Below are 25182 nucleotides of genomic sequence, written 5' to 3' on the forward strand. Positions count from 1 at the left end.
TCAGGCCTTCGGCGCGACTTTTTCATCGATTTGGCGCGAGAGTATGGCGGAGAACTCGTCGGAGAACCCTTCCATGCGCACCGCGAGCTTGCTCGCATCCGATGACAGCTTGTTGTAGGCGATGACCGCCGGGATGGCGGCGAGCAGGCCGATGGCCGTCGCCAGCAACGCCTCGGCGATGCCGGGTGCGACAACCGCAAGGCTGGTGTTCTTGGAGCCGGCGATGGCCTGGAACGAGGTCATGATGCCGATGACCGTGCCGAACAGACCGATGAACGGGGCCGCCGAGCCCGTGGTGGCGAGGAAGCCGAGGCGGCCCTCCAGCTTCTCCATCTCGCGGGTCAGCGCCAGGTCCATTGCCTTGTCGATGCGGGTCTGCAGCCCGAGCGGCGTCTTGGCGCCTTTCTCGAAGCTCTTCTTCCACTCGCGCATGGCGGCGACGAAAATGGCGCCCATGCCTGAGGTTTTGCGGTCGGCGAGTGTGCGGTAGAGTTCCTCCAGCGACTGCCCGGACCAGAAGACCTGCTCGAAGCGGTTCAGCGCCAGCCGCATCCGGCCATAGGCAACAAGCTTGTCGATGATGATCGCCCAGGTCCAGACCGAGGCGCAGAGCAGCCCGATCATGACCAGCTTGACCACCCAGCTGGCCTGCATGAACAGCGCCCAAATCGACAATTGCGCGCCCGGTTCGGCGAGTGCGATATTTTCCATCGTTACGTCCTTAAGATTTTCCGGGCGAAGCTGGCGGCTGGCCCCTGGCATCCCTTGTGGTCGGTTCGCACGAAGCTACCGGACGCCCCAAACCGTGCCGTTAGCGGCCTTTTCAGGGCAAATATTGGTGAAAGGAAGGCGCTCGGTAGCGCCAATCTTCACCAATCTCTTCATGAACCGTTATGGTTAAGGATGGGTTAGTGAATAAGGCGCGGCGCATTGCCGCGCCTGCCAGTCCCCGAACCGGGCCTGCGTCAACTCATGCGCCGCTCAAAGGTGGGTGAGATTCAGGTTAGGCCAGTCGAAAACGGTGGGCTCCGAGAACCGGAGCGGAGCGTACTTCTGGGAGCGCCGTTCTGCTGCGTCGCAGTAGAACGGGGAAGCGCAGGAAGCCGCCGTTTGCCGGCCGGCATCACCTGAATATCAGCCCGCCTTGGGCATGAACGCCGCGACCCACTCCTTGGGAAAACGCCGCGGCCGGCCATTCTCGCCGATGATCGCCGCCTCGACCCTGGCTTCGACCAGCACCTCGTCGCCGCGCTTGAGCTGCTGCGCCATGAAGATGCGCGCGCCGGAAATGGTGTCGGTGCGGGTGTCGACGGTCAGGATGTCGTCGATGCGGGCGGGACTGCGGAAGTCGATCTCCATGCGGCGCACCACCCAGACGATCTTCTCCCCATGCTTGCCGTCGGCGAGTTCCGTGTGATGCACGCCGGTGAGCCTGAGATAGTCGGAGCGGCCGCGCTCGAGAAATTCGAGATAGCGCGCGTGGTAGACGACGCCGGAGAAATCGGTGTCGGCATAATAGACCCGCGCCATCAGCCGGTGGCCGAACGCCGTCAGCGCGCCGGAAAGCCCGGCCAGCAGCGTCGCCGATTCACCATGATCGTCCATTGCGCTTCCTTTTTCAGTCGCGGCGAGGCACCTGTTCCGCGCGTGACCTAGAGCATGATCCCGAAAACTGGGAACCGGTTTTCTCGGCCAAACGGGTTTCCGTTTGGCCAGAGATCATGCTCCAGAAACATCGGATGGCACTGTTGAGGGCGATGATCAAGAGCTTGATGGCGGCGCTGCTGTTGCTGATGGCCTTGGCGCTGCCTGGTCAGGCGGCTACTTTTGCGATGAAGCGCGGCCTCAATCTCGACCAGTGGGTCACCTGGCCCGGCGAGGATCAGTGGGGCGCCGCCAAGACCATACTGCCCTATCCGGAATGGCGCAAATTCCTCAAGGCCGACGATCTCAGAGCACTCAAGGAAGCGGGTTTCGATTTCCTGCGCATGCCGGTCGACCCGTCGCCTTTCCTGTCCGACCAGACAACGGCGTTGCGTGGAGACCTCTATGGCAGCGTGCTGGACTCCGTGCGCATGATCAACCGCGCCGGCCTGAAGGTGATCGTCGACATGCACCTGATCCCGGCCGGCGGCAGCCGCAAGATCGGCATGGCGCAGGTAATGGACGATCCCCAGACCTTCGACCGCTACGTCGACATGGTGCGCAAGGTGGCCCGCACCCTGGCCGGCGAAGATCCGAGCCAGGTCGCCTTCGAATTGATGAACGAACCGATCGTCGACTGCGACAGCGACGGCACCAGCCTGTGGCCGGACCGCCAGCGCAAATTGTTCGCCGCGGCACGATCCTCGGCGACGAAATTGACCTTGGTGCTGACCGGCGGCTGCTATTCCGCCGCTTCGTCCCTGGAGAAGATCGATCCCAAGGCGATCCCCGACGACAATGTCATCTGGACATTCCATTCCTATGATCCATTCCTGCTCACCCACCAGGGCGCGACCTGGGCAGGCGACTTTATCCCTTATGTGACCGGCCTGCCCTATCCGCTCGATGCTGTGCCGAAGGCGCAGCTCGACGTCACGCTCGACACCATCCGCGCCCGGATCAAGGCCGAAGCGCCGTGGACACGGCAGAGCGGGCTGCTTGCCTATCTCGACGAACAGATCGCCAGCATGGACAGCCCCGGCAAGCTGCTAGGCCTGATGGACGCGCCGTTCAAAAAGGTCGAGGCATGGGCGAAGGCCAACGGCATCAGGCCCGAAAACATCACGCTTGGCGAGTTCGGCATGATCCGCCAGGAATACGGCAATGCCTATGTAATGCCGGCACGGTACCGCGCCGCTTACGTCAAGGACATGATCGCCCGCGCCGAGGCGCATGGTTTCTCATGGTCGGTGTGGAGCTATGGCGGCGCCTTCGGCATCGTCGATGCCTTCAATGGCGACAAGGCCGAGCCGGATGTGATGGACGTGATCCGCTCGCTTCCCTGAGCAATGTCGTTCAAATCAGCCAAGGTCGATCTGCAGGACCTCCGGGCGCACGCCGAAACGCACCGGCATGATGCTGAAGCCGAGCCCGCCGGAGACGATCAGATTGCGGTCGTTCTCGACGACATGGCCATAGGCGTAGCGGTTGCCGAAACGCGACGGCACGACGGGCGAATAGCCAAACAGCCGCACCTGCCCGCCATGCGTGTGGCCCGACAGGGTCAGCGAAACCCGCGACGGGACGGTCGGAAAAATATCGGGCTCATGGGCGAGCAGGATGATCGGCGCGGAATCGCCAACCTTGGCCAAAGTGCCGTCGAGATCGTCGAGCCCCTTGCAGTCGTCGCCCCTCCTGGCCGGCAGCAGCGCCAGCTGGTCGGCAAGGCCGGCGATCCAAACGCCATGGCCATCCTTTTCCAGGCGCACGACATCGTTCTCCAGCACCGGGATGCCGGCCTTTTCCAGGGCCTTGCGTGCGATGATTGGACCCGCGCCGGCGCGCTGCGCAAAGCCGTCGCTCCACCAATCATGGTTACCAAGGATCGACAGAACGCCGAGCGGCGCCTTGAGGCCCGACAGGGCGGAGGCCCACTGCGACGGCGTCACCGGTCCCGTCACCAGGGGCATGCCGGCAATGTAGTCGCCCAGCAGCACGATGAGGTCCGGTTGCAGCGCATTGGCGTCTTCGACGAGCGAAGCAATACGTTCCGGCGTCATCCACGGCCGGCAGGCATGAATATCGGCGAGCGCGACAACCCGCAGCTTCAGGCCATCAGGCCAGTGCGGCGGCGACAGAGCGTAGCGCTTCACATGGGTCAATAGCATCGGCTCGATGCCGACCGCATAGGCGCCGAGCGCGGCAGCCGTCAGGAACGACCCGCCGATGAAACGCAGGAACCCGCGTCTGGTTATCATGGATTGGCTCCAAGCCCTTCGATCGCTCGATTCCCCGCACGCGTCCGATAAAATCCACGATTACGCCGGCAAATCGGCAAAGACGCGCAGATTTTGCGCAGGATGGGTCACATATCCTTGATCACTGGTCTGGGAACCCGCGCCTGAACGCTTGGCGGCTATTCTTCCTGGAACAGGTTGATCTGCTGCTGCGCCAAATCCTTCGGCGCATCGAGGCCGAGATGGCGCCAGGCATTGGCCGTCAGCATGCGCCCGCGCGGCGTGCGCTGGATGAAGCCCTGCTGGATCAGATAGGGCTCGATGATGTCCTCGATGGCGTCGCGCGGCTCGGACAGGCCGGCGGCGATCGTCTCGATACCGACCGGCCCGCCGCCGAAATTGCGGGCGATCATCGAGAGATAGCGGCGGTCGAGCGCATCGAGGCCGAGCGCGTCGACCTCCAGCCGGGTCAATGCCTCGTCGGCGATCAGGCGATCGACATGGCCGTCGCCGGCGACCGAGGCGAAGTCGCGCACGCGGCGCAACAGCCGCCCCGCGATGCGCGGTGTGCCGCGCGCGCGCCGCGCGATCTCCAGCGCGCCGTCGTCGCCGAGCGGCATTTGCAGGATGCGCGCGCCGCGCCGGACGATCTGCTCCAGTTCCTCGACCGTATAGAAGTTGAGCCGCACCGGAATGCCGAACCGGTCGCGCAGCGGATTGGTGAGCAGGCCAAGCCGCGTGGTGGCGGCGACGAGGGTGAAGCGGGCGAGGTCGATCTTGACCGAGCGCGCCGCCGGCCCCTCGCCGATGATCAGGTCGAGCTGGAAATCCTCCATCGCCGGATAGAGGATTTCCTCCACCGCAGGGTTGAGCCGGTGGATCTCGTCGATGAACAGCACGTCGCCTTCTTCGAGATTGGTGAGCAGTGCGGCGAGATCACCGGCCTTGGCGATGACCGGCCCGGACGTCGAGCGGAAATTGACGCCGAGTTCGCGCGCCATGATCTGCGCCAGCGTCGTCTTGCCCAGCCCCGGCGGCCCGACGAACAGCACATGGTCGAGCGCCTCGTTGCGGCCCTTGGCGGCCTCGATGAAGACCTTGAGGTTGGCCCGCACCGCCGCCTGGCCGACAAAATCGGCGAGTGTTTGCGGCCGCAAGGTCTGATCGGCATCCTCGCCGCGTTTTTCCGGAGCTATGAGACGGGGCGACAGGCTCATGCTGTCTTCCTTGCATATGGCAAGAGGAGGGGCAAGCGAGCCCTCACCGCGCCAGTTCCTTCAGCCCGAAGCGGATAAGCTTCGAGGCATCCGCGTCCTCGCCCGCAGTCTTCAGCGCCGCGGCCACCGCATTGGCGGCGGTGTCGCGCGAATAACCGAGATTGACCAGCGCCGAGACCGCGTCGGTGATCGGGGCCGGGGCGACACCTTCACCGAGCTCCTGTTTCAGGCCGATGGTGCCCGAGGCCGCGCCCGCATAGGCCGGCGCCTTGTTCTTCAATTCGGTGACGATGCGCTCGGCCACCTTCTTGCCGACACCAGGCGCGCGGGAAACCATGGCGATGTCGCGCAGCGCGATCGCATTGGCCAGATCGGCGGGCGCCAGCGTCGACAGGATGGCGAGCGCCACCTTGGCGCCGACGCCCTGCACATTGCTCATCAACAGCCGGAACCATTCGCGCTCCAGCGCCGACTGGAAGCCGTAAAGCCGGATCATGTCCTCGCGCACATAGGTCTCGATGAACAGCACCACCGCCTCGCCGGGCGAAGGCAGCGCTGCCAGTGTGCGCGCCGAACAGTAGGCGACATAGCCGACGCCATGAATGTCGACGAGGCAATGATCCTCGTCGATCTCGTCCAGCGTGCCCTTGAGCTTGCCGATCATGCCCAACAATTCCTCACGATGCCAATGCCGCCATCCGATAGGCAGCGCTCTGCCGGTGGTGCGCGTGGCAAATTGCGATGGCCAGCGCGTCGGCGGCATGTTCGGTGTCGAAGGTCGCCTTGGGCAGCAGCACTTTCACCATCATGTGGATCTGCTTCTTGTCGCCATGGCCGACGCCGATGACCGCCTTCTTCACCGCATTGGGCGCGTATTCGGCGACGACAAGGCCGGCACGCGCCGGCACCAGCATAGCGATGCCGCGCGCCTGGCCGAGCTTCAACGTTGCCACAGCATCCTTGTTGACGAAGGTCTGTTCGACGGCCGCCTCATGCGGCATTGCCGCATGCAGGACTTCGGCGAGCCCGTCATGCAATTGGCAGAGCCGCGTCGCCAGCGCCGCCTTGTCCTCGGAGCGCACCGTGCCGGACGCGACGAAGCGCAAGGAATTGCCGAGGCTCTCAACGATGCCCCAGCCGGTGCGCCTGAGCCCCGGATCGATGCCGATGATGCGAATCGCGTCCCCCATCCGGTCACTTTACCTCCGGGGGACAGCGATGCCAGCGAAATGTGAACAAACCGGAAACGGAGGCCTATCCGGCGGGAAATAGTCCGAAGCCGCTCAGTTGCGGGCGAACGCCGTGTTGAGCAGGCTGATCTGGTCGGAAACCGGATTGGGCCGGCGGCCCATCGGCTGCATGTCGACCACGGCGCCGGCGCCGTAGATCTCGTCGTCCATGCGGCGCACCAATGCCTGCAGGCGAAGCGAGCGGTTGACCAGGTCGAGGAACTCCTCGGGCAATTCGGCCCAGCCGGCGGCTTCATCATGCGCGGAAGCGGTATCGAGGCGCACCTTGGACTTTTCCGAAGCGACCTGGTCGCGGGTCATCTCGCCGGAATTGGCCGCGCGCTGCAAAAGCAGCCATGAGGCCACCTGCATCAGCCGGGTCGTCAGCCGCATCGATTCGGCCGCGTAGAGCGTGGCCGCCAGCCGGGACAGCTTCTTGGCCTCGGCGCGGCCCTTGCCGTCGAGATACTCGGCCGCCTGTTCGACCAGCCCCATGCCTTCCTGGTAGAGCGGTTTGAAGGAGTGCGAAAAAACCCGACGCTCCGCCAGTTTGACGGTGTTCGCACTGCCCTTCGAAGGCTCGTTCATTGATACGCCCCTGCACTTGCAACCGGCCGATTCGGTTCTCTGCCGATACACCCGGCACCCTATCTGACTGAAGCTTGAAAATGCGCTTTGCACGGGGTGAAGGCAAGCACATGTTTAACAGAAGGTTAACGGCGGGCCGTTGCGTCAGGGTCCCTGGAATGCGGACAAAAAAAGAGCCGCGGATAAGGCGGCTCTCAGGAGTTTAACAGGGAGGCGTCAAACAAAGTGGCTCCAACCACTCGGTAAGAATCCAGATCACTGGATGCGCATAGTAAACGCCTGTAAAGCTTAATGAACCTTTAACGGCCCCGATGTTTTTTGACCGAATGCCCCCTTTCTGTGCCGTAACAGCACAGCCCCGAAGCTCATTCAGGCCTTCTTCCAGACGGCCGGCAAGGCGATGAAGGCAAACAGCAGCATGGCCGCGTAGAACCCCATCGAGGACGCCGCCACCATCGGTTCGATCGCGGCATTGCCGGCAAGCAGGAAGTAGAGCCCGATCAGCAGGCCGATGCCGCTGATCGCCGTCAGCCAGAAATGGACGACGGCGAGCGTCTTTTGCCCGACCGCCGGAAACAGATGGTAGAAAAAGGCGAAGACCGCCGACATCAGCCATCCGGCCACCATCGTGTGGGCGTGAGTCGGCATCTGGCCATGGTCCTGGCTGATCGCCATGGACAGGCCGAGCGCCATGCCGCACAGCGCATAGATGATGGCCAGCGTGAAGAAATTCCGTGCTACCCCTTGCATATGTCCCCTCGATTGCCTCTTCCCGTCTGCGGGAATGGGTTGATTGTCAGGCGATTCCTGTCGCCACCGGCTCCCGGCGTCGGCGCACTAGCATTGGCAATGTTTCCGGACGATGTCGCGCCAAACCCCTCCCGACACTTCGTATATTAGCAGAAACGAATCTGGGCATCTGCGGTCGTTGCAGCTTATGCCCGCGAAAAAGGTAGCCGAAACAGAGCCGGGTTTTCCGCGACATCGTTCCGAAACACGCGCCGCGCTAAACGCCCGCTCCTCTGACGGCTGGCGCAAATCCGCTCCACCGCAAACCTACCCGGAGCAAGCCATGGACTGGTACTCGATCGTCAAATTCCTCCACGTCACCTCGGCCATTTTGTGGGTCGGAGGCGGCTTCGTATTGTTCCTCCTCGGCGTGCTTGCCGAGCGCGCCGGCAACATCGAGGACAAGCTTCAGGCGATACGGGCCAGCGGGCAGCTGGGCGGGCGTTTCTTCGCGCCGATGTCGATGCTGACCCTGATCTTCGGCCTCATCATGTGCGGCTTCTGGGTCGGCTTCTCCGACCTGTGGATCATCATCGGCCTGGCCGGCTACGCCACGACCTTCTCGATCGGCATGCTAATCTTCAAGCCGACCGGCGAGCGCATGGGCGCGATGATCGCCAACGAGGGCATCACGCCGGCTGTTCTGGCCATCGGCCAGCGCATGATGAGCGCGGCACGCTTCGACTATGCGGTGATGCTGGTGATCGTCGCCGACATGGTGCTCAAGCCGACCATGCATGATATCGGCATCCTCGCCGGCATGGCGCTGGTCATGGCAGCGGGCGCTATACTGGCCTTTGGCGGCAGCCGTCGCCTCGTGCCGAGCGCCGCCTGATCTCCCTGACGGTGAGAGCGGCCGACGAGCCGCCTCGCCTGTCTACATCAGGCCGGCGAGGCCGTCCCACAAAAGCTTCAGCGCCACGACCGCCACGGTCGCGTAGGTGAAGGGATAAAAAATCTCCGGCCGCATGCGCCGCACCAGCCAGGCGCCGGCGATCGTCGAAAGCGGCGCCAGCGGCATCAGCACGGCCGACGCCGTCAGGTTGGCGGTGTCGAACTGGCCGAGCGCGAAATAGGGGATGAGCTTCAGCGCATTGGTCGCGGCAAAGAAGATCGCAGCGGTGCCCGACAGGACCTTGGGGTCGAGCCGGATCGGCAGCGCATAGACCTGGAAGGGCGGGCCGCCGACATGGGCGACGAAGCTGGTGAAGCCGGCGACCGTCCCCCAGATCGCCGCAGCCACGCGGTTGGGTTCGGCGGCGTGGTCGGCACCATGGCGGAACTGCAGATAAAGCCAGCGCAGCACGAAGATGATGGCAACGGCGCCGACGATGAGCCGCACCGCTTCCTCGGTGACCAAAGCCGCCGTCAGCCAGCCAAGGCCGATGCCGATGACGGCGCCCGGCATCATGTCGACCAGCATCTTGCGGTCGTAGACGCCCCACCATGTCCACACCGAGACAATGTCCATCAGGCACAGGATCGGCAGCAGGATGGCGGCTGCCTGCACCGGCGGCATGGTCAGCGCCATCAGCGGCACGCCGACGAAACCGACGGCGCCGCCGAAGCCGCCCTTGGACAGGCCGACCAGAATGACCGCCGGAATGGCGGCCGCGTAGAACCACGGATCGAGAAGCAGGCCTGACATGGGGAGGAGCTGGTCTGGAGGGAAGGCGTCAACGCCTGAATAGCCCAGAATTGCGCTTGGGGCGACTGTAAATCCCGACAGGTTGCCGAACACCCGCCAATGTCCGGCTCGTGCCTATCGCCGGGCCGAGACCAGCAGGAACATCGGCCGATCGAGCTCTTCCGCCAGTTCCGGCCTGGCCGTGATCTGCGCGTCTGTCGGACAGAACTCCTCCACATGCTCGATCGCGAAACCGGACACGATCAGCGCGTTCAGCGTCGTGCCGATGGTGCGATGATGTTTCACCACGCCCTTGGCCAGCCAGTCGGTCTTGCGTGGACCCTCCACCAGATAGCGGTCGACAGGCCATGTCCTGCGGCCTTCGGCATCGACCGCCCAGCCGGGCCTGGTCGGAGCCATGTAGATCGGATGCTCCGTCGAGAAGACGAAATGCCCGCCGGGCGACAGCGCCTTGTGCACCGTCCTGAACAGCCGCGCGACATCCTCGACATAATGCAGCGCAAGTGAGCTGTAGGCGAGATCGAAGCCGGCTCGCGGCAGGCTGAGCTGGTCGAGGTCGGCCCTCTCATAAATGATGCCGGTGTCCGGGCCGGCGGCCCTCGCCCGAGCCAGCATCTTCTCCGACAGGTCCAGCCCCAGGACATGGCTCGCCCCATGCTCGTGCGCCCAGCGGCAGAACCAGCCGAAACCGCAGCCGAGGTCGACGATCCGCAAGCCGCCGAGGTCCGGCAGCATGGCGCGCAGCGCCGGCCATTCGGCGGCGCCGCCAAGGCCTTCGATCGACCGGCCAAGCTGGCTGTAGCCAGCGAAGAAATCCGGTTGGTCGTAGATATTCTGTGCCATGTCTTCCTCGTCTCTCGGCAAATCATCTGGCGGGCTGACATTTAGTGGACTGATCGCGCCTGTCCACCACTGCCATACGGAGTCAAGACGAAGAAGATGGAACCCCGAGCGGTGGCGGCCGCCGCCGGATCGGCTGCGCCTTGATGATGGCGGTGCTGGTCTCGGCCTTGTCGGCAATGCGATCGAGAATGCCGTCGAGGTCGCCGATCGAGCGCACGAACAGCCGCGCGACGAAACAGTCGTCACCGGTCACCTTGTCGCATTCGCCGAACTCGGCGATCTCCTCGATCAGTTTCTGGACGATGTGCAGCTTGCCCGGCAAAGGCCGGATGCGCACGATCGCCTGCAGCGTATAGCCGAGCGCCAGCGGATCGATCTCGACTGTGAACGCCCGGATGACGCCGCGCTCCTCGAGCCGTCGCAGCCGCTCCGAAACGCTCGGCGACGACAGCCCGACCTGGGCAGCCAGTTCCTTCAGTGAAGTCCGCGCATCCCGTACTAGGATTTCGAGGAGATTTCGGTCGAGATCGTCAAGCATTTCAGATTTCTCACAAATTCGCGGAAGTAGCCTAATATAATTAGGTCATACAACCATACAACCTTTCCGATCAGGTGGAAAGCGCCCATCTCGCATGAGATTATGCCGCGTCAAAATGGGCTCGGAGATTATCATGAACGATATGGTACGTGGCACGGTCGAAATGTCGGCCGCAATGGCGATCCTCGGGACGATCGGATGGTTCGTCGTCATGTCCGGCCAGCCGATCATGGACGTGGTGTTCTGGCGCTGCGCGTTCGGCGCGGTGACGCTGCTGATCATCTGCGCTTGCCTGGGATTGTTGCGCGGCAGGCTATCGCTGCGCGTCATCGGCCTCGCCGCGCTTGGCGGCGCGGCCATCGTCATCAACTGGCTGCTCCTGTTCAGCGCCTTCTCCCGCGCGTCGATCTCGATCGCCACCGCCGTCTACAACACCCAGCCCTTCATGCTGGTCGGCTTCGGCGCGCTCTTCTTCGCCGAACGGCTGACGCTGACCAAGCTGACATGGCTGGCAATAGCCTTTGCCGGCATGGTGTTGATCGTCGAGGCCGCCCCTGACGCCGGCGATGTCGGCACCAACTATTTTGCCGGCATCCTCATGGCGCTGGCCGCGGCCTTTTTCTGGGCCGTCGCGGCCATCGTCACCAAGAAGCTCAAGGGAACGCCGCCGCATCTGATCGCGCTGATCCAGGTCTGCGTCGGCGTCGTCATGCTGGCGCCGTTCGCCAATCTCTCGCGTCTTCCCGCCGATCCGTGGAGCTGGGCCATGCTGGCGACGCTCGGCATCGTCCACACCGGCCTGATGTACATATTGATGTACGGCGCCATCCAGAAGCTGCCGACGCATCTGCAGGGATCGCTGTCCTTCATCTATCCGGTCGTCGCCATCCTGGTCGATGTCGTGGCTTTCGGCCATCGGCTGCATCTCAGCCAGGTCGCCGGCGCCGCCGCAATCCTGGTGGCTGCCGCCGGCATGAATCTCGGCTGGTCCTTGTGGAAATCGAAGCCGGTCACCGCGAGCCCTGAGCCGGTCAAGTAGGGCAGGCGCCGCCCGGCGGCCAGGAAACGCGATCCCGACTGCCCGCCTGTTCAAAGCGGGCAGTTTGCTCTATGCCGCAATGCAACCATCTTCGCCCGGCATAGGCGAAACCCGGGATCGAAGAACCATGAACGACGCCACACCCCCAAATCGTTGCCGCATCGTGCTGATCGCGCCGCCCGGCGTGCCGGCCGCCCGTATCGCCGCCGCATTCGACGGCGGCGACGTCGCTTCGCTGATCCTGCCCGAAAACGGCATGGACGAGGCCTCCTTCCAGGCCTTTGCCGAACAGGTCGTGCCGACGGCGCAGGCGGCGGGCGTGGCCGTGATCATCGCCGGCGACACCCGCATCGCCGGCCGTGTCCAGGCCGACGGCATACATGTCGAGGCGTCCAAGGCCGAACTGGCCGAAACGATCGAACATTTCCAGGCGAAGATGATGGTCGGCACCGGCGGCGCCAAGAAGCGCGACGACGCGCTCGAGCTTGGCGAGGTCAGGCCCGACTACATCTTCTTCGGCCGTTTCGGCTACGACAACAAGCCGGAGCCGCATCCGCGCAACCTGTCGCTGGGCGAGTGGTGGGCGCAGATGATCCAGATCCCCTGCATCGTCATGGCCGGATCCGATCTGGCTTCCGTAGAGGACGTGGCCGCCACCGGCGCCGAGTTCGTCGCGCTGTCGAGCGCGGTGTTCGCCGACGGCGTCGATCCGAAAACCGCCGTGGCCCGTGCCAACGCGTTGCTCGACGAAACCGCGCCGCGCTTCGAGGACTGATGTGACTTCGGTAAGGCTTCCCCTTCAGGCCTTGCTTGCAGCGGTCATGATCCAGGCCGCCGCCGCCGAACCCATACCCCAGCCACAGCCCAAGCCTGAAACCGGCCTGCACACCGACAAGCCGATCGAAAAGCAGCTGCCGCAGCCCGCCACCACGGCGGAGCCGGCACCGCTGCCCTCAGTTGACAGCATCAATCCCGACCGCTTCGGCGCCAAGCCGGCGGATGCGGCCTATGGCGCCTTCCAGCGCGGGCTCTACAAAACGGCCTATAACCTGGCGCTGACCCGCGCCCAGAATGGCGACCCGGCGGCGCAGACATTGGTGGCCGAGATCCTGTCGCGCGGGCTCGGCGTGCCGCTGAATGCGGCGGAAGCCTCGAAATGGTATGCGCTTGCCGCCGAACAGGGTGTGCCCGAGGCGCAGTTCCAGTATGCGCTGATGCTGCTCGACGGCCGTTACGTCAAGAAGGACCCGAAAGAGGCCTACGCCCTGATGCAGGCTGCCGCCGAAGCCGGCAACCAGCTGGCGCAGTTCAATTTCGCGCAGATGCTGGTTCAGCAGGATCCCGGCGATGCGGGTCTGGCCAAGGCGGTTTCCTATTATGAGCGCGCCGCCGCGACCGGCCTCGCCGACGCGCAATACGCCATGTCCCAGATCTATGCCAACGGCGTCGGCGGCAAGCCGCGCGACGACGCGCAGGCAAGACGCTTCCTCGCCCAGGCCGCGCGGCAGAACTACGACACCGCGCAGATCGATCTCGCCGCCTGGATGATCGAGGGCCGCGGCGGTGTCCGCGACCTGAAATCGGCTTTCGGCTGGACGAAGCAGGCAGCCGAGGGCGGCAACGTCGCCGCGCGGAACCGGCTGGCAAAACTCTACATGCAAGGCATCGGTACCGACCCGGACCTGGTGCTCGCCGGCGCCTGGTACATCGCCGCCCGCCGCGCCGGTCTGATCGACCCCGACATGGACGATTTCCTGCAAGGGCTGAGCGACGACCAGACCAAACAGGCCCTGCAGAAGGCGAATCGTTTGCCGTGACGGCGGTTGGTGGATCATTGCGTGTGATCGAGGACGACCTTGCCGAAGGGCGAGCCGTGTTCGAGGTACCGGAAGGCTGCCGCCGCGTCCTTCCAGGCAAATACCTTCTCGATCACGGGTCTTATCCGGTTGACTGTCAGGCCTCGGTTCATTGCCTCGAAGGATTCGCGTGAGCCCACGGGTATGCCGCGCGCCTTGACCTGGCGGCGGAAGATGTCGAGGGGATTGATGGACCCTTCGTTGCCGCCGAGATAGCCGATGACGTTGATCTGGGCGCCACGCGCCGAAGCCTTCAGCGACTGGGTGAAGCTTTGCGGCCCGCCGACCTCGATAATATGGTCCGCGCCGCCGCCTCCGGTCAGCGCCAGCACGGCTGACGACCAATCGGGATTGTCGCGATAGTTGATGCCGTCATGCGCGCCAAGCGCCTTTGCCCGCGTGAGCTTGTCGTCGCTGCTTGACGTGACGATGACCCGTGCGCCGGCTGCCGCGGCGAACTGCACGGCAAACAACGAGACGCCGCCAGTGCCCAGGCTCAGCACCGTCTCGCCCGGTTTCAACTGGCCTTCGGTGAACAACGCGTGCCAGGCAGTGACCGCGGCGCAAGGCAATGTCGCCGCCTCGACATCACTTAGATGTGGCGGCGCCAGCACGGCCGCCTGTTCGTCCAGCCGCGCGAACTCGCTCAGCAAACCGTCGATGGGGCCGCCACGCTGATAGGACGGCTCGGCCATGGCAAAACTGCCGCCGACCCAGCGCTGCCAGAATGTGCCGCAAACGCGGTCGCCGACCTTGAAACGGGTCACTTCGGCGCCAACCGCGACCACTTCGCCCACACCGTCCGAAAGCGGTATTAGCGGCAGCGCAAAGGCGGTGTGGTAGCTGCCACGGGCGATCTCCACATCGCGGTAGTTGAGCGCTGTTGCCTTGACCTTGATGATCATCTCCTGGCGGCCCGGTTCTGGCATCGGCCGCTCGACCAGTCTGAGATTGTCGATGCCGCCGGGGGCCTGCAACTCGATTGCCTTCATTGTCTTCCCTTTCCTTTTGAAAGTCCGTCGAAAGGAAAATCGCTTGCCGGCACTTTGATTTCAAATTCATAATAATCAAAATTATTATGCATTTGAGGACCAACGGATGCTGGAAGAATTGCGCACGCTTGTCCTCTTTGCCGAGGAAGGCTCGATCCAGAATGTGGCCCGCCGCCTGCCTTTGACGCAGCCGGCCGTTACCCGGCAGATGCAGCGGCTGGAGGATATGCTCGCGACAACGCTTCTCGATCGCCGGCAGAAGCCGCCGCGGCTGACCGCGGCGGGATTGGAGGTGCTGGCGCGGGCAAAGGACATACTGGCTTCGGTCGAGGCTCTGAAAGCGTTCGCCGCCGACGCCGAGCCGCAGGGCGTGCTGCGTGTCGGCCTGGCGCATGGCTTGTCCGATGCAAGCATTGCGGGCGCTGTCGCCGGCGCCGCCGCTGCGTTTCCAAAGATATCGTTGCGGCTCAAGACCGGTTGGAGCGCTGAGCTGGTCGAGCAGTTCGAACGCGGTCAACTCGATATGGCGATCGTTCTGCGACCTGCCGGTCATCAAGGCCCGGACGCGCTTGGCACCGAACGTCTTTGCATCATAGCGCAAGCCGGCGCCCATCTCGCGGACGCTCGGACCAGCATGCCCTGGGTTCTCAGCCCCGAGCCTTGCGACGCGCGTCAGACGCTCCTCTCCAGTTTGGGCGGTGAACGGCATCCGCTCATTGTGGCGGCGGAAATTCAGGATCCGGCGATGCAGATGGAATGGGTCCGTCGGGGACACGGCCTCGGCCTCATGCCGTTGCGGCTCGCGACGCGTGGACTTCCCGACGGCCTCGCGCTTGTCGATCTCGAAGGTGTCGACCTTTCATTGCAGGTCGTGGCATTGCGCTCGCCACATCTCAACCGGCTGGCGAAGGTCGTTGAGGCCATTGCAAAGACCGTCGGCGAAGCCATCAAGATCGAGGCTGATACCGACTGACCGGTTGGGGCCGATCCGGCGTCCCTTGCCTCTCCGGACGATTTGTGGTCTTGGGAGCCCCTAAATCGCTAGTCCCGGCGAAAATCTCATTCCGGATCACCCCATCATGGCCAAGATCAATGGCAACGAAATCCGTCCCGGCTACGTCATCGAGCATGATGGCGGCCTGTGGGTGGCGGTCAGGACCAACACCGTCAAGCCCGGCAAGGGCGGCGCCTACAACCAGGTCGAACTGAAGAACCTCATCAACGGCACCAAGCTCAACGAGCGCTTCCGCTCGGCCGAGACGGTCGAACAGATCCGCCTCGACCTGAAGGATTTTTCCTTTCTCTACGAGCAGGACGACGCGCTGGTGTTCATGGACACCCAAAGCTACGAACAGCTCGAACTGAACAAGGATTTCGTCGGCGACCGCGCCGCGTTCTTGCAGGACGGCATGATGGTGACTGTCCAGCTTTATGAGGAGAGGCCGATCGGCATTTCGCTGCCCGATCAGGTGACCCTGACCATCACCGAGGCCGACCCGGTGGTGAAGGGCCAGACGGCTGCATCCTCCTACAAGCCGGCGGTGCTGGAGAACGGCATTCGCGTGCTGGTGCCGCCCTTCATCGGCGCCGGCGAACGCATCATCGTCGACACCAACGAAATCACTTACGTGCGCCGCGCCGACTGACGCGCTGCAGCAGGAAGACATACGATGGCACGCTCAGCCCTTCTCAACGTCATGGTCCAGGCCGCAATGAAGGCCGGCCGCTCGCTGTCGCGCGACTTCGGCGAGGTCCAGAACCTGCAGGTCTCGTTGAAGGGACCCGGCGATTATGTCAGCCAGGCCGACCGCAAGGCCGAGGACATCATCTTTGCCGAATTGTCGAAGGCGCGTCCGGGCTACGGTTTCCTGATGGAAGAGCGCGGTGCGGTGGAAGGCGAAGACAGCCAGCACCGCTGGATCGTCGATCCACTCGACGGCACCACCAATTTCCTGCACGGCATTCCGCTTTTCGCCGTCTCGATCGCGTTGGAGCGCCAGGGCCAGATCGTAGCCGGAGTCATCTACAACCCGGCCATGGACGAGCTCTACACGACCGAGCGCGGTGGCGGCGCATTCATGAACGACCGCCGGCTGCGCGTGGCCGGCCGCACCAAGCTGGTCGACACGGTGATCGGCTGCGGCATGCCGCATCTGGGACGCGGCCACCACGGCAATTTCCTCGTGGAATTGCGCAACGTCATGGCCGAGGTCTCGGGCGTGCGCCGTCTCGGTTCCGCCGCGCTCGATCTCGCTTATGTCGCTGCCGGCCGCATGGACGGTTTCTGGGAAACCGGCCTGTCGGCCTGGGACATCGCCGCCGGCCTGCTCCTGATCCGCGAAGCCGGCGGTTTCGTCTCGGACATGGATGGCGGGCAGGACATGCTGGACAACGGCTCCGTCGTTGCCGGCAACGAGGTCATCCAGCGTGCGCTGCTGAAGACGGTGAAAAAGCCCCTGGCACCCCGCTAAAGCCCTCCCGCCGCGCTGAACGGCCGCGGTCGCAAAACCGCCACCTGAGCTTGAAATACTGTCCGGCGGTTGCCCAGATATGGGGTGATGCAGGACGATCGATGACCAACATCCCGCCGCAAATCGAAATCCCCTTTGTCGGGCGCTGGCACTACTCCCGCGCGGAGATGATCGCCGACGGCATTGTCCATGCTGTCGGCATCGTGCTGGCGATCGCGGCCGGCTCGGCGTTGCTGGCGCTGGCGGCGTTTCGCGTCGGACCTGGCGAGTACATCGCCGCCGCCTTCTATGTCGTTTCGCTGCTAACCGTCCTCTCAGTGTCGCTGGCCTACAATCTGTGGCCGGTGACGTCGCCGGCCAAATGGGTTCTGCGGCGCTTCGATCACGCCGCGATCTATCTTCTCATCGCCGCCACCTACACGCCTTTTCTGGCCCAGCTCGACGCGTCGCCGCTGGCCCGCTGGATGATCGTGCTGGTCTGGATCGCGGCGGCGACGGGCATCGCCATCAAGGTGGGCTTTCCCGGCCGTTTTGACCGGCTGGCGATCGTCTTCTATCTCGCCATCGGCTGGAGCGGCATCGTCCTGGTCAAGCCGCTTGTCGCGACGCTGCCGACGACGTCGATCGTGCTCATCGTTGCCGGTGGCGTCGTCTATTCCTGCGGCGTCATCTTCTTCGCCTGGAAGGGTCTGCGCTTTCACAACGCCTTGTGGCACGGCTTCGTCGTCACCGGCGCAGGCCTGCATCTGGCGGCCATGGTCGACTGTCTGGTGATAAACCGTTTCTGATCCGCTCGTGGCAATATTGCCAAGCGCCATTCAATTTGGTCACAATTGCGTTTAGAGTCGCGAACGACGTGATCGGCGGCAGCGGCAGCGAAACGGGGCACGGATGGCTTTTCTCAGATCCTTCGGCATGGGCAGGCGCTCCGACGTATTGATCTACGATCCGCATAAACTGTCGAGTCCGCAGGTGTTCCTGCTGACCATGGTCATCTTCCTGGCCATCGTCGCCTTCATTGCCGCCATCCTGACCCGCCAGATCTCGACGGCTTTCGTCACCAATCCCGGGCTCAACGGTCTTATCATCGGCGTGCTGGCGGTCGGCATCCTGCTTGCCTTCGCCCAGGTCGGGCGGCTGTTTCGCGAAGTGCGCTGGCTCAACTCCTTCCGCGCCGGTTCGGAGACCACCGAGCCGGTGCTGCTGGCGCCGATGAAAGCCATGATCGGCCGCTCCTCGACCATGGCATTCTCGACCTCCTCGATGCGCACCATGCTCGATTCCATCGCCACGCGCCTCGACGAAAGCCGCGACACCTCGCGCTACCTGGTCGGCCTCCTGGTGTTCCTCGGCCTGCTCGGCACTTTCTGGGGCCTGCTGAACACGATAGGCTCGATTCGCGAAACCATCGAAGCGCTCGATCCCGGCAGCGGCGACGCCGCCGCCGTGCTGGATTCGCTGAAGCAAGGGCTTGCAGCGCCTCTGGCCGGCATGGGTACGGCCTTCTCGTCCTCGCTGTTCGGCCTCTCCGGCTCGCTCGTGCTCGGCTTCCTCGACCTGCAGGCGGGCCGCGCCCAGACGCGCTTCTACACCGAGCTTGAGAACTGGCTGTCCTCGGTCACCGATCTCTCCTCCGACATCGTCGTCTCCGATCAGGCCAAGAGCGAACCATCCGACGAAATCCGTCTGCTGTCGGAGCGCCTGCGCAGCATGCAGGAGAATGGCGGCGGCTCCAATCCGCGCGTCGCCACCGCCATGGCCAATCTCGCCGACGGCATTTCCGGCCTGGTCAAGAACATGCGTTCGGAACAACAGATCATGCGTGACTGGGTCGAGGCCCAGTCCGACGAGCAGAAGGCGATGCGCAACACGCTGGAGAAGATCGCCGACGCGCTGAAGAAGCAAGGGGTCCACTGACGTGGCGCTAGCAAGACGGCGCGCCGACCGCCGCATCGACTACTGGCCGGGCTTCGTCGACGCGCTGTCGACGCTGCTGCTCGCCATCATGTTCCTGCTCACCGTCTTCGTGCTGGCCCAGTTCCTGCTCGGCCGCGAGATTTCCGGCAAGGACACGGTGCTCAACCGCCTCAACTCGCAGATCAACGAACTGACGCAACTTCTGGCGCTGGAGCGCTCGACAGCGCAGGACAAGGAGGACTCGCTCGCCAACCTGCAGGCGTCGCTGTCGGCGGCCGAGGCCGAGAAGAGCCGGCTCGAACAGTTGCTGGCGCAAGGCGCCGGCGCCGGCGACCAGGCCAACCAGCGCGCCGCGGCGCTTTCGGGCGAACTCGACAGCCAGCGCCAGATCAGCCAGCAGGCGCTGAGCCAGGTCGAGATCCTCAACCAGCAGATCGCCGCGCTGCGCAAGCAGATCGGCGCGCTTGAAGACGCCCTCAACGTGTCCGAAGCCCGCGACCGCGATTCCAACACCAAGATCGCCGATCTCGGCCGCCGGCTGAACGTCGCCCTGGCGCAGCGCGTGCAGGAATTGAACCGCTACCGCTCCGACTTCTTCGGACGCCTGCGCGAGATCCTCGCCGACCGCGAGAATATCCGCATCGTCGGCGACCGCTTCGTCTTCCAGTCGGAAGTGTTGTTCCCGACCGGCTCCGAGGTGATCAACGATGCCGGCAAGGTCGAGATGAAGAAGCTCGCCGACGCCATCATCGAGTTGCAGAAGGAAATCCCGCCCGAGATCAACTGGGTGCTGCGCGTCGACGGCCATACCGACAACAAGCCGCTCTCCGGCACGGGCCGCTACCGCGACAATTGGGAATTGTCGACGGCGCGTTCGACCTCGGTGGTCAAGTTCCTGATCGAGAACGGCGTGCCGGCCAACCGTCTGGTCGCCGCCGGCTTCGGTGAGTTCCAGCCGCTCGACCCCGCCGACACCGACGAAGCGCGCAACAAGAACCGCCGCATTGAACTGAAGCTCACCGAACGTTGATTTCTCATCACGCGAACTCACGCGAATTTGTTCGCCGGCTCAACTCTAGGGCGCAGAGTGTAGCCGGCAAGGCCTGAAAAGATTATCTTTTTTTAATTACACTTCGCGCCGGAGCGCTCCTAGCTTGCCGCTCAGGGCCGAGAACCGCCGGCGATGCCTCCCATCGCGACGCGACGGAACTGGACGACCCAAACAGTCGGAAGGCGAGGCGGCGCGACCGCCTCCTTCCCAGCAGGAGGAAGCGCCCCATGCGCACATCAGCACCTCTCAAGACTGCAACGCTTGCCACGGTTCTCATTGTCGCCCCGCTCGCCGGCGCCTATGCCGCAGGCCATCACAAGGGCGCTCTCGAGGCGACGGACCCGACAGACATGACCGGCCCGCGTGTCGAGGCTCTCTTCGAGCAGGTTAAGGGCATCCGCCACGGCATAGTCGACGCCAGGCGGGCCAACAACATCACCCCGGCGGTGGCGGAGCGCCTGGAAATGCGCACCGCCCGCATCAGGCAGGCGGCCGAAAAGATAGCCGCGTCCGATCACGGCAGGATACCGGCAGCGCAATACCATGACCTGCTGCGCCGCCTCGACAATGTGGACCAGCGGCTGCGGGTCGATACCGGCAGCGGTTTCCTGATGGGTGACGGCGCCGACGGCGGAACCTATCCGAACGGCTGAGGCCTCCGGCAAGGTCCAAGAGGAAGGGACCACCTGGCGCCTTCGGGACCCCAATCCCGCGGGCGTCCTTTTTCCTCACCAGCCCGGCCTGCCTACCAACCGAGCCAGACCGCGATCAGGGCGACCACCGCCGGCACGGTCTGGATGAACAGGATCTTGCGGCCGGCCGTTGCCGCGCCGTAAAGGCCGGCAATGGCCACGCACAACAGGAAGAAGACCTTGACCTGAAAACCGGCGGCGCCGAGATACAGCCCCCAGATCAGGCCTGCGGCGAGAAATCCGTTGTAGAGGCCCTGATTGGCGGCGAGCACCTTCGACGCCCTGGCGAATTCCGGCGTCAGGCGGAATGTCTTGTGCCCGCGCGGCGTGTCCCACAGCACCATCTCGAGATAGACGATGTAGACATGGATCAAGGCCACCAGCCCGACCAGGATGTTGCCGATCATTTGCTCCCCCTTCATGCGTTGCCGGCAGCATTTCATGTGTGGCATCGCCTGCGCAAGATGCATCCGCCGGAGGGCATCCGAGGGTTGCCAACGCTTTTGCGTTGGTGTCTTTTCGCGCCGTCCTCAATCACGGAAGCCGCCATGTCCTTTCAGAAACTCGACGACCTCGGCCACAAGCTCGAAGCGCTTGAGCATGCGCTGGCCATCCTCGGCGCTGACGAAGCCACGCATATGGCCGTCGGCGGCGGCGAGAAGCGCGCCGAGGCGATGGCGGCACTGGCCGGCATGTACCACACCAGGGCGACCGCCCCGGAAATCGCCGATTGGATCGCCACCGCCGAAGGCGAGGCGCTCGACGACCAGCAGCGTGCGGCGCTCGGCGAACTGCGGCGGCAATACACCAACCTGACCTGCCTGCCGGTCGAATTCGTCGAACGCCAGACGACGGCGCGCATGCGTTGCGAGCAGCTGTGGCGCGACCTGCGCGCCAAGAACGATTGGGCGGGTTTCCAGCCGGCGCTCGAGGGCGTGGTGGCGCTGGTGCGCGAAGAGGCGGCCCTGCGTTCCGACGTGCTCGGCCTCGCCCCTTACGATGCGCTGATGGAGCAATTCGATCCCGGCAACCGTACCGCCGACATCACCCCCGTCTTCGCCGACCTGAAAGCCTTCCTCAAGGGATTCGTGCCGGAGGCGCTGGCGATCCAGGAGGCGCGGCTGCGCAAGCATCCGCTGAAGCCGCTCTCAGGCACCTACGCGATCGACAAGCAGCGCGAGCTTGGCCTTGCCATGATGGCGGCCGTCGGTTTCGACCTGACGCACGGCTCGCTGTCGGTATCGCACCATCCCTTCTGCGGCGGCGTGCCCAGCGACGTGCGCATCACCACCCGTTACAAGACATCGGATTTCCTGTCGGCGCTGATGGGCGTGCTGCACGAGACCGGCCATGCGCTCTATGAACAGAACCTGCCGAAGGCGTGGTCGCACTGGCCGCTCGGCAAGGCGCGCGGCATGGCCGTGCATGAAAGCCAGAGCCTGTTCGTCGAAAAGCAGATCGGCCGCAATCCCGCCTTCTGGCGCTGGGCGCTACCGGTGGTGGAAAAGCATCTCGGCGAGGCCTGGTCGCTCGACGATCTCCTGCCGCATGTGCATCGCGTCGAGCGCGGCCTGATCCGCGTCGATGCCGACGAGGTGACCTATCCCCTGCATGTCATCCTGCGCTACGAGCTGGAGCAGGAGCTGGTCTCGGGCAGGCTGGAGGTTGCCGATTTGCCCGAAGCCTGGGACGCCAAGATGCGCGACTATCTCGGCCTCTCCACGTTGGACAATCCGGCCGACGGGCCGATGCAGGACGTGCACTGGCCGGGTGCCGCCTTCGGCTACTTCCCGTCCTACACGCTGGGCGCAATGATGGCGGCGCAGCAATGGGCCGCGCTGACGCGCGAACATCCTTCCGCAGATGACCACCTGGCGAAAGGGAATTTCACGGATATCAATGACTGGCGCCGCAAGAAGATATGGTCGCAGGGCTCGCGTTGGTCGACGCCGGACCTGCTCGAACGCGCCACGGGCGAAAAGCTCAACGCCGTGCATTTCGTCGATCACCTGCGCAAACGGTATGGAACCGCGTGAAGCCATCGAGGGAACCGACAGGGCAGAAGCGCCTGTCTACTCCGCCGCCCCTCTGAAGGCGCTGGCGCCGGTCTCGAACTGCAGCTTGGCAAGCCTGGCATAGATGCCGCCCTTGGCGACCAGGCTCTGATGCGTGCCTTCCTCGACGATGCGGCCGCCATCCATGACCAGGATCCTGTCGGCCTTCAGCACCGTTGCCAGCCGGTGGGCGATGACGATGGTGGTGCGGCCTTGCATCAGCCGCTCCAGCGCCGTCTGCACCAGTGTCTCGCTTTCGGCATCCAGCGCCGAGGTGGCTTCGTCGAGCAGCAGGATCGGCGCGTCGCGCAGGATGGCGCGGGCGATCGCCACGCGCTGGCGCTGGCCGCCGGACAGCGTCACGCCGCGTTCGCCGACCTGGCTGTCATAGCCGTTCTCGAGCTTGAGGATGAATTCGTCGGCCAGCGCGTCCTTCGCCGCCGCCTCGATCTCGGCATTGCCTGCGCCCGGCCGGCCGAAGCCGATATTGTCGCGCGCGCTCGCCGCGAAGATGGTGACGTCCTGCGGCACGATGGCTATGCGTTCGCGCACCGAAGCCGGATCGGCTTCGCGCACATCGACGCCATCGATCATGATCTTGCCGGTTTCGGGATCGTAGAAGCGCAGGATCAACGAAAAGACGGTGCTCTTGCCCGCCCCCGAAGGGCCGACGATGGCCACTGTCTCGCCGGGCATGACCTGGAAACTCAGGCCGTGGACGGCGGCCCGGTCGGGCCGCGCCGGATAGGAGAAGGAGACGTCGTCGAAGACGATCGCGCCCTTGGCGACCGCCGGCAGCGGCTTCGGCTCGGCCGGCGCCTGGATCGCCGGCTTTTCGGCCAGGATCTCGGTCAGCCGCTCGGCCGCGCCCGCTGCCTGGGCAAGTTCGCCCCAGACCTCCGACAGCGCGCCGAGCGCGCCTGCGGCGAACACCGAATAGAGCAGGAACTGGCCAAGCGTGCCCGGCGACAGCGTGCCTTCGAGCACGTCGCGCGATCCGAACCACAGCACCGCCACGACGGAGGAAAAGATCATGAAGATGGCGAAGAAGGTGAGGAAGGAGCGAGCGAAGATCGAGGCGCGCGCCGCCTCGAAGGCGGCCTCCACGGCAGACGAAAAGCGACCGGTGACCAGTCTTTCGTTGGTGAAAGCCTGCAGCGTCCGCACCGCGCCGATCTGCTCGCTGGCATAGGCGGTCGCATTAGCCAGCGTGTCTTGCGCCAGCCGCGATTTGCGACGCACCGAGCGCCCAAAGGCGACCAGCGGCAAGACGATGACGGGGATGGCCGCGATGACAAGGCCGGACAGTTTCGGGCTGGTGAAGACCATCATTGCCACGGCGCCGAGGCCGAGGATGACGTTGCGCAGCGCAACCGAGGCGGTCGCCCCCACGGCCGACTTGACCTGCGTCGTATCGGCCGCGAGCCGCGATACGATCTCTCCCGACTGCGACGTATCGAAGAAGGATGGCGAGAGGGTCGTCACATGGCTGAACACGTCATTGCGGATGTCGGCGACAACACGTTCGCCGAGCGTGATGACGAAATAGTAGCGGCAGGCCGACGCCGCCGCCAGCACGGCGGCCATCACCACCAGCATGCCGAAATATTCGGCGATGAAGCTGGAATCCGATGCCGAAAAGCCGTGGTCGATCATGCGCCGCACCGCCAGCGGCAGGGCCAGTGTCGTCGCCGCCGCGACCGTCAGCGAGATCACGGCGCCGATGACCAGTTTCCGGTAGCGGCCAAGATAGGGGAACAGGCGCCTGAGCGGCTTGAGCGAGCGCCGACGCTCGTCCGCATCGCCACTGATGTCCGCCATGACCGTTTTCCTCTGGCCCTTTTCGTGCGCGCCATCAATATGCGTTTGACGCGGCCTTGTGATTCAATTTCGGCTGATGTATAGGCTCGCCGACCGTTTTAGAAGCCGTGGCTCCTCAATAGCTACGGCTTCGAGTTTTAAAAAGAGGCGCATCGACGCAGGCTCATGCCCGTCAGCCGCGCCGGCAAGCCAGGAACCGAACCATGAAGAGCGCTATTCATCCCGACTACCACACCATCAAGGTCGTCATGACAGACGGCACCGAATACACGACCCGTTCGACCTGGGGCAAGGAAGGCGATACGATGAACCTCGATATCGACCCGACCACCCACCCGGCCTGGACCGGCGGCCAGCAGACCCTGCTCGACCGCGGCGGCCGCCTCTCCAAGTTCAAGAAGCGTTTCGAAGGTTTCGGCCTCTAAGCCCACTTCGGCATTGTCGCAGATCAAAAACCCGCCCTTGTGGCGGGTTTTTTGTTGCGATGAGGTGACGCGCCTCGAGCTGGCGCCCACCCCTACCTCCCCCTTGTGGGAGGTCGGACCGAAGGTCCGGG

At 64.2% G+C, this 25182-nt stretch carries 28 protein-coding genes; 14 read left to right on the forward strand and 14 right to left on the reverse strand.

Going from position 1 to position 25182, the window contains the following annotated elements; all coding sequences use genetic code 11:
* Entirely contained in the window at positions 1-711 is a 711-nt protein-coding gene (gene tolQ / locus CK226_RS26440; protein ID WP_019861737.1) for a protein TolQ, read from the reverse strand.
* Between the two features lie 423 nt (positions 712-1134).
* Positions 1135-1605 (reverse strand): tol-pal system-associated acyl-CoA thioesterase, encoded by a 471-nt coding sequence (gene ybgC, locus CK226_RS26445; RefSeq protein WP_095793454.1) that lies wholly within the window; start codon positions 1603-1605, stop codon positions 1135-1137.
* A 134-nt stretch (positions 1606-1739) separates the two neighbouring features.
* Between ybgC and CK226_RS26450 the strand changes: the two genes are divergently transcribed.
* A complete protein-coding gene (locus tag CK226_RS26450; protein ID WP_095793494.1) occupies positions 1740-2990 on the forward strand; it encodes a cellulase family glycosylhydrolase in 1251 nt (416 codons plus the stop codon).
* A 15-nt stretch (positions 2991-3005) separates the two neighbouring features.
* Here the strand turns inward: CK226_RS26450 and CK226_RS26455 are convergent, their stop codons facing one another.
* From CK226_RS26455 to CK226_RS26480, 6 genes are all read right to left on the reverse strand, one after another.
* The gene (locus tag CK226_RS26455; RefSeq protein ID WP_095793455.1) at positions 3006-3902 is read right to left on the reverse strand and encodes a metallophosphoesterase; all 897 of its coding nucleotides are present in this window, start codon (positions 3900-3902) and stop codon (positions 3006-3008) included.
* Positions 3903-4060: 158 nt separating this feature from the next.
* Complete coding sequence (gene ruvB, locus CK226_RS26460) at positions 4061-5098, reverse strand: Holliday junction branch migration DNA helicase RuvB (RefSeq protein ID WP_010912034.1); 1038 nt, start codon at positions 5096-5098, stop codon at positions 4061-4063.
* Between the two features lie 43 nt (positions 5099-5141).
* Positions 5142-5762 (reverse strand): Holliday junction branch migration protein RuvA, encoded by a 621-nt coding sequence (gene ruvA / locus CK226_RS26465; protein WP_095772052.1) that lies wholly within the window; start codon positions 5760-5762, stop codon positions 5142-5144.
* 13 nt (positions 5763-5775) lie between these two features.
* Positions 5776-6288, reverse strand: coding sequence for a crossover junction endodeoxyribonuclease RuvC (gene ruvC, locus CK226_RS26470; RefSeq protein WP_095772051.1), 513 nt, complete (start codon positions 6286-6288; stop codon positions 5776-5778).
* Positions 6289-6381: 93 nt separating this feature from the next.
* The gene (locus CK226_RS26475) at positions 6382-6915 is read right to left on the reverse strand and encodes a DUF1465 family protein (RefSeq protein ID WP_095772050.1); all 534 of its coding nucleotides are present in this window, start codon (positions 6913-6915) and stop codon (positions 6382-6384) included.
* A gap of 369 nt (positions 6916-7284) precedes the next feature.
* Complete coding sequence (locus tag CK226_RS26480; RefSeq protein WP_095772049.1) at positions 7285-7665, reverse strand: hypothetical protein; 381 nt, start codon at positions 7663-7665, stop codon at positions 7285-7287.
* A 322-nt stretch (positions 7666-7987) separates the two neighbouring features.
* On the opposite strand from CK226_RS26480, the gene CK226_RS26485 reads away from it, so the two are divergent.
* Positions 7988-8539 carry a DUF2269 family protein gene (locus tag CK226_RS26485; protein ID WP_095793456.1) on the forward strand — a complete coding sequence of 184 codons (552 nt, stop codon included), beginning with the start codon at positions 7988-7990 and terminating at the stop codon, positions 8537-8539.
* A 42-nt stretch (positions 8540-8581) separates the two neighbouring features.
* On the opposite strand, the gene CK226_RS26490 is transcribed toward CK226_RS26485, so the two are convergent.
* The 3 genes from CK226_RS26490 to CK226_RS26500 all read right to left on the reverse strand — a co-directional run bounded on the left by CK226_RS26490 (position 8582) and on the right by CK226_RS26500 (position 10733).
* Positions 8582-9352, reverse strand: a complete 771-nt coding sequence (locus tag CK226_RS26490; RefSeq protein WP_095789900.1) for a sulfite exporter TauE/SafE family protein — start codon at positions 9350-9352, stop codon at positions 8582-8584.
* 114 nt (positions 9353-9466) lie between these two features.
* Complete coding sequence (locus tag CK226_RS26495; RefSeq protein ID WP_095772046.1) at positions 9467-10195, reverse strand: class I SAM-dependent methyltransferase; 729 nt, start codon at positions 10193-10195, stop codon at positions 9467-9469.
* A gap of 82 nt (positions 10196-10277) precedes the next feature.
* A complete protein-coding gene (locus CK226_RS26500) occupies positions 10278-10733 on the reverse strand; it encodes an Lrp/AsnC family transcriptional regulator (protein WP_095793457.1) in 456 nt (151 codons plus the stop codon).
* A gap of 133 nt (positions 10734-10866) precedes the next feature.
* Here CK226_RS26500 and CK226_RS26505 point away from each other — a divergent pair, with 133 nt between their 5' ends.
* From CK226_RS26505 to CK226_RS26515, 3 genes are all read left to right on the forward strand, one after another.
* On the forward strand, positions 10867-11772 hold the full coding sequence (locus tag CK226_RS26505) for a DMT family transporter (protein ID WP_095793495.1): 906 nt from the start codon (positions 10867-10869) through the stop codon (positions 11770-11772).
* Between the two features lie 127 nt (positions 11773-11899).
* On the forward strand, positions 11900-12547 hold the full coding sequence (locus CK226_RS26510) for a thiamine phosphate synthase (RefSeq protein WP_095793458.1): 648 nt from the start codon (positions 11900-11902) through the stop codon (positions 12545-12547).
* A gap of 1 nt (position 12548) precedes the next feature.
* Entirely contained in the window at positions 12549-13589 is a 1041-nt protein-coding gene (locus tag CK226_RS26515; protein ID WP_095789904.1) for a tetratricopeptide repeat protein, read from the forward strand.
* Positions 13590-13603: 14 nt separating this feature from the next.
* Here the strand turns inward: CK226_RS26515 and CK226_RS26520 are convergent, their stop codons facing one another.
* Entirely contained in the window at positions 13604-14620 is a 1017-nt protein-coding gene (locus CK226_RS26520; protein ID WP_095793459.1) for an NAD(P)-dependent alcohol dehydrogenase, read from the reverse strand.
* 106 nt (positions 14621-14726) lie between these two features.
* On the opposite strand from CK226_RS26520, the gene CK226_RS26525 reads away from it, so the two are divergent.
* The 7 genes from CK226_RS26525 (at position 14727) to CK226_RS26555 (ending at position 20712) form a co-directional block, all read left to right on the forward strand.
* A complete protein-coding gene (locus tag CK226_RS26525) occupies positions 14727-15593 on the forward strand; it encodes a LysR family transcriptional regulator (RefSeq protein ID WP_095793460.1) in 867 nt (288 codons plus the stop codon).
* Positions 15594-15699: 106 nt separating this feature from the next.
* The gene (gene efp / locus CK226_RS26530; protein WP_032932086.1) at positions 15700-16266 is read left to right on the forward strand and encodes an elongation factor P; all 567 of its coding nucleotides are present in this window, start codon (positions 15700-15702) and stop codon (positions 16264-16266) included.
* Between the two features lie 24 nt (positions 16267-16290).
* On the forward strand, positions 16291-17091 hold the full coding sequence (locus CK226_RS26535) for an inositol monophosphatase family protein (RefSeq protein ID WP_095789907.1): 801 nt from the start codon (positions 16291-16293) through the stop codon (positions 17089-17091).
* Positions 17092-17192: 101 nt separating this feature from the next.
* Positions 17193-17879: a hemolysin III family protein gene (locus tag CK226_RS26540; protein ID WP_095772039.1), complete on the forward strand. Its 687-nt coding sequence runs from the start codon at positions 17193-17195 to the stop codon at positions 17877-17879.
* A gap of 103 nt (positions 17880-17982) precedes the next feature.
* Complete coding sequence (locus CK226_RS26545; protein ID WP_095772038.1) at positions 17983-19008, forward strand: MotA/TolQ/ExbB proton channel family protein; 1026 nt, start codon at positions 17983-17985, stop codon at positions 19006-19008.
* Position 19009: 1 nt separating this feature from the next.
* A complete protein-coding gene (locus tag CK226_RS26550; protein ID WP_095772037.1) occupies positions 19010-20038 on the forward strand; it encodes a peptidoglycan -binding protein in 1029 nt (342 codons plus the stop codon).
* A 248-nt stretch (positions 20039-20286) separates the two neighbouring features.
* Entirely contained in the window at positions 20287-20712 is a 426-nt protein-coding gene (locus CK226_RS26555; protein WP_095793461.1) for a hypothetical protein, read from the forward strand.
* Between the two features lie 92 nt (positions 20713-20804).
* On the opposite strand, the gene CK226_RS26560 is transcribed toward CK226_RS26555, so the two are convergent.
* Positions 20805-21158 carry a DUF1304 domain-containing protein gene (locus CK226_RS26560; RefSeq protein ID WP_095772035.1) on the reverse strand — a complete coding sequence of 118 codons (354 nt, stop codon included), beginning with the start codon at positions 21156-21158 and terminating at the stop codon, positions 20805-20807.
* 141 nt (positions 21159-21299) lie between these two features.
* On the opposite strand from CK226_RS26560, the gene CK226_RS26565 reads away from it, so the two are divergent.
* Positions 21300-22787, forward strand: a complete 1488-nt coding sequence (locus CK226_RS26565) for a carboxypeptidase M32 (RefSeq protein ID WP_095793496.1) — start codon at positions 21300-21302, stop codon at positions 22785-22787.
* 36 nt (positions 22788-22823) lie between these two features.
* Here the strand turns inward: CK226_RS26565 and CK226_RS26570 are convergent, their stop codons facing one another.
* Positions 22824-24626 carry an ABC transporter transmembrane domain-containing protein gene (locus tag CK226_RS26570; protein ID WP_095789911.1) on the reverse strand — a complete coding sequence of 601 codons (1803 nt, stop codon included), beginning with the start codon at positions 24624-24626 and terminating at the stop codon, positions 22824-22826.
* Positions 24627-24829: 203 nt separating this feature from the next.
* Between CK226_RS26570 and rpmE the strand changes: the two genes are divergently transcribed.
* The gene (gene rpmE, locus CK226_RS26575; protein ID WP_010912060.1) at positions 24830-25051 is read left to right on the forward strand and encodes a 50S ribosomal protein L31; all 222 of its coding nucleotides are present in this window, start codon (positions 24830-24832) and stop codon (positions 25049-25051) included.
* Positions 25052-25182: the final 131 nt, after the last annotated feature.

It is taken from the genome of Mesorhizobium sp. WSM4311, from assembly GCF_002295115.1.
Taxonomy (GTDB): domain Bacteria; phylum Pseudomonadota; class Alphaproteobacteria; order Rhizobiales; family Rhizobiaceae; genus Mesorhizobium.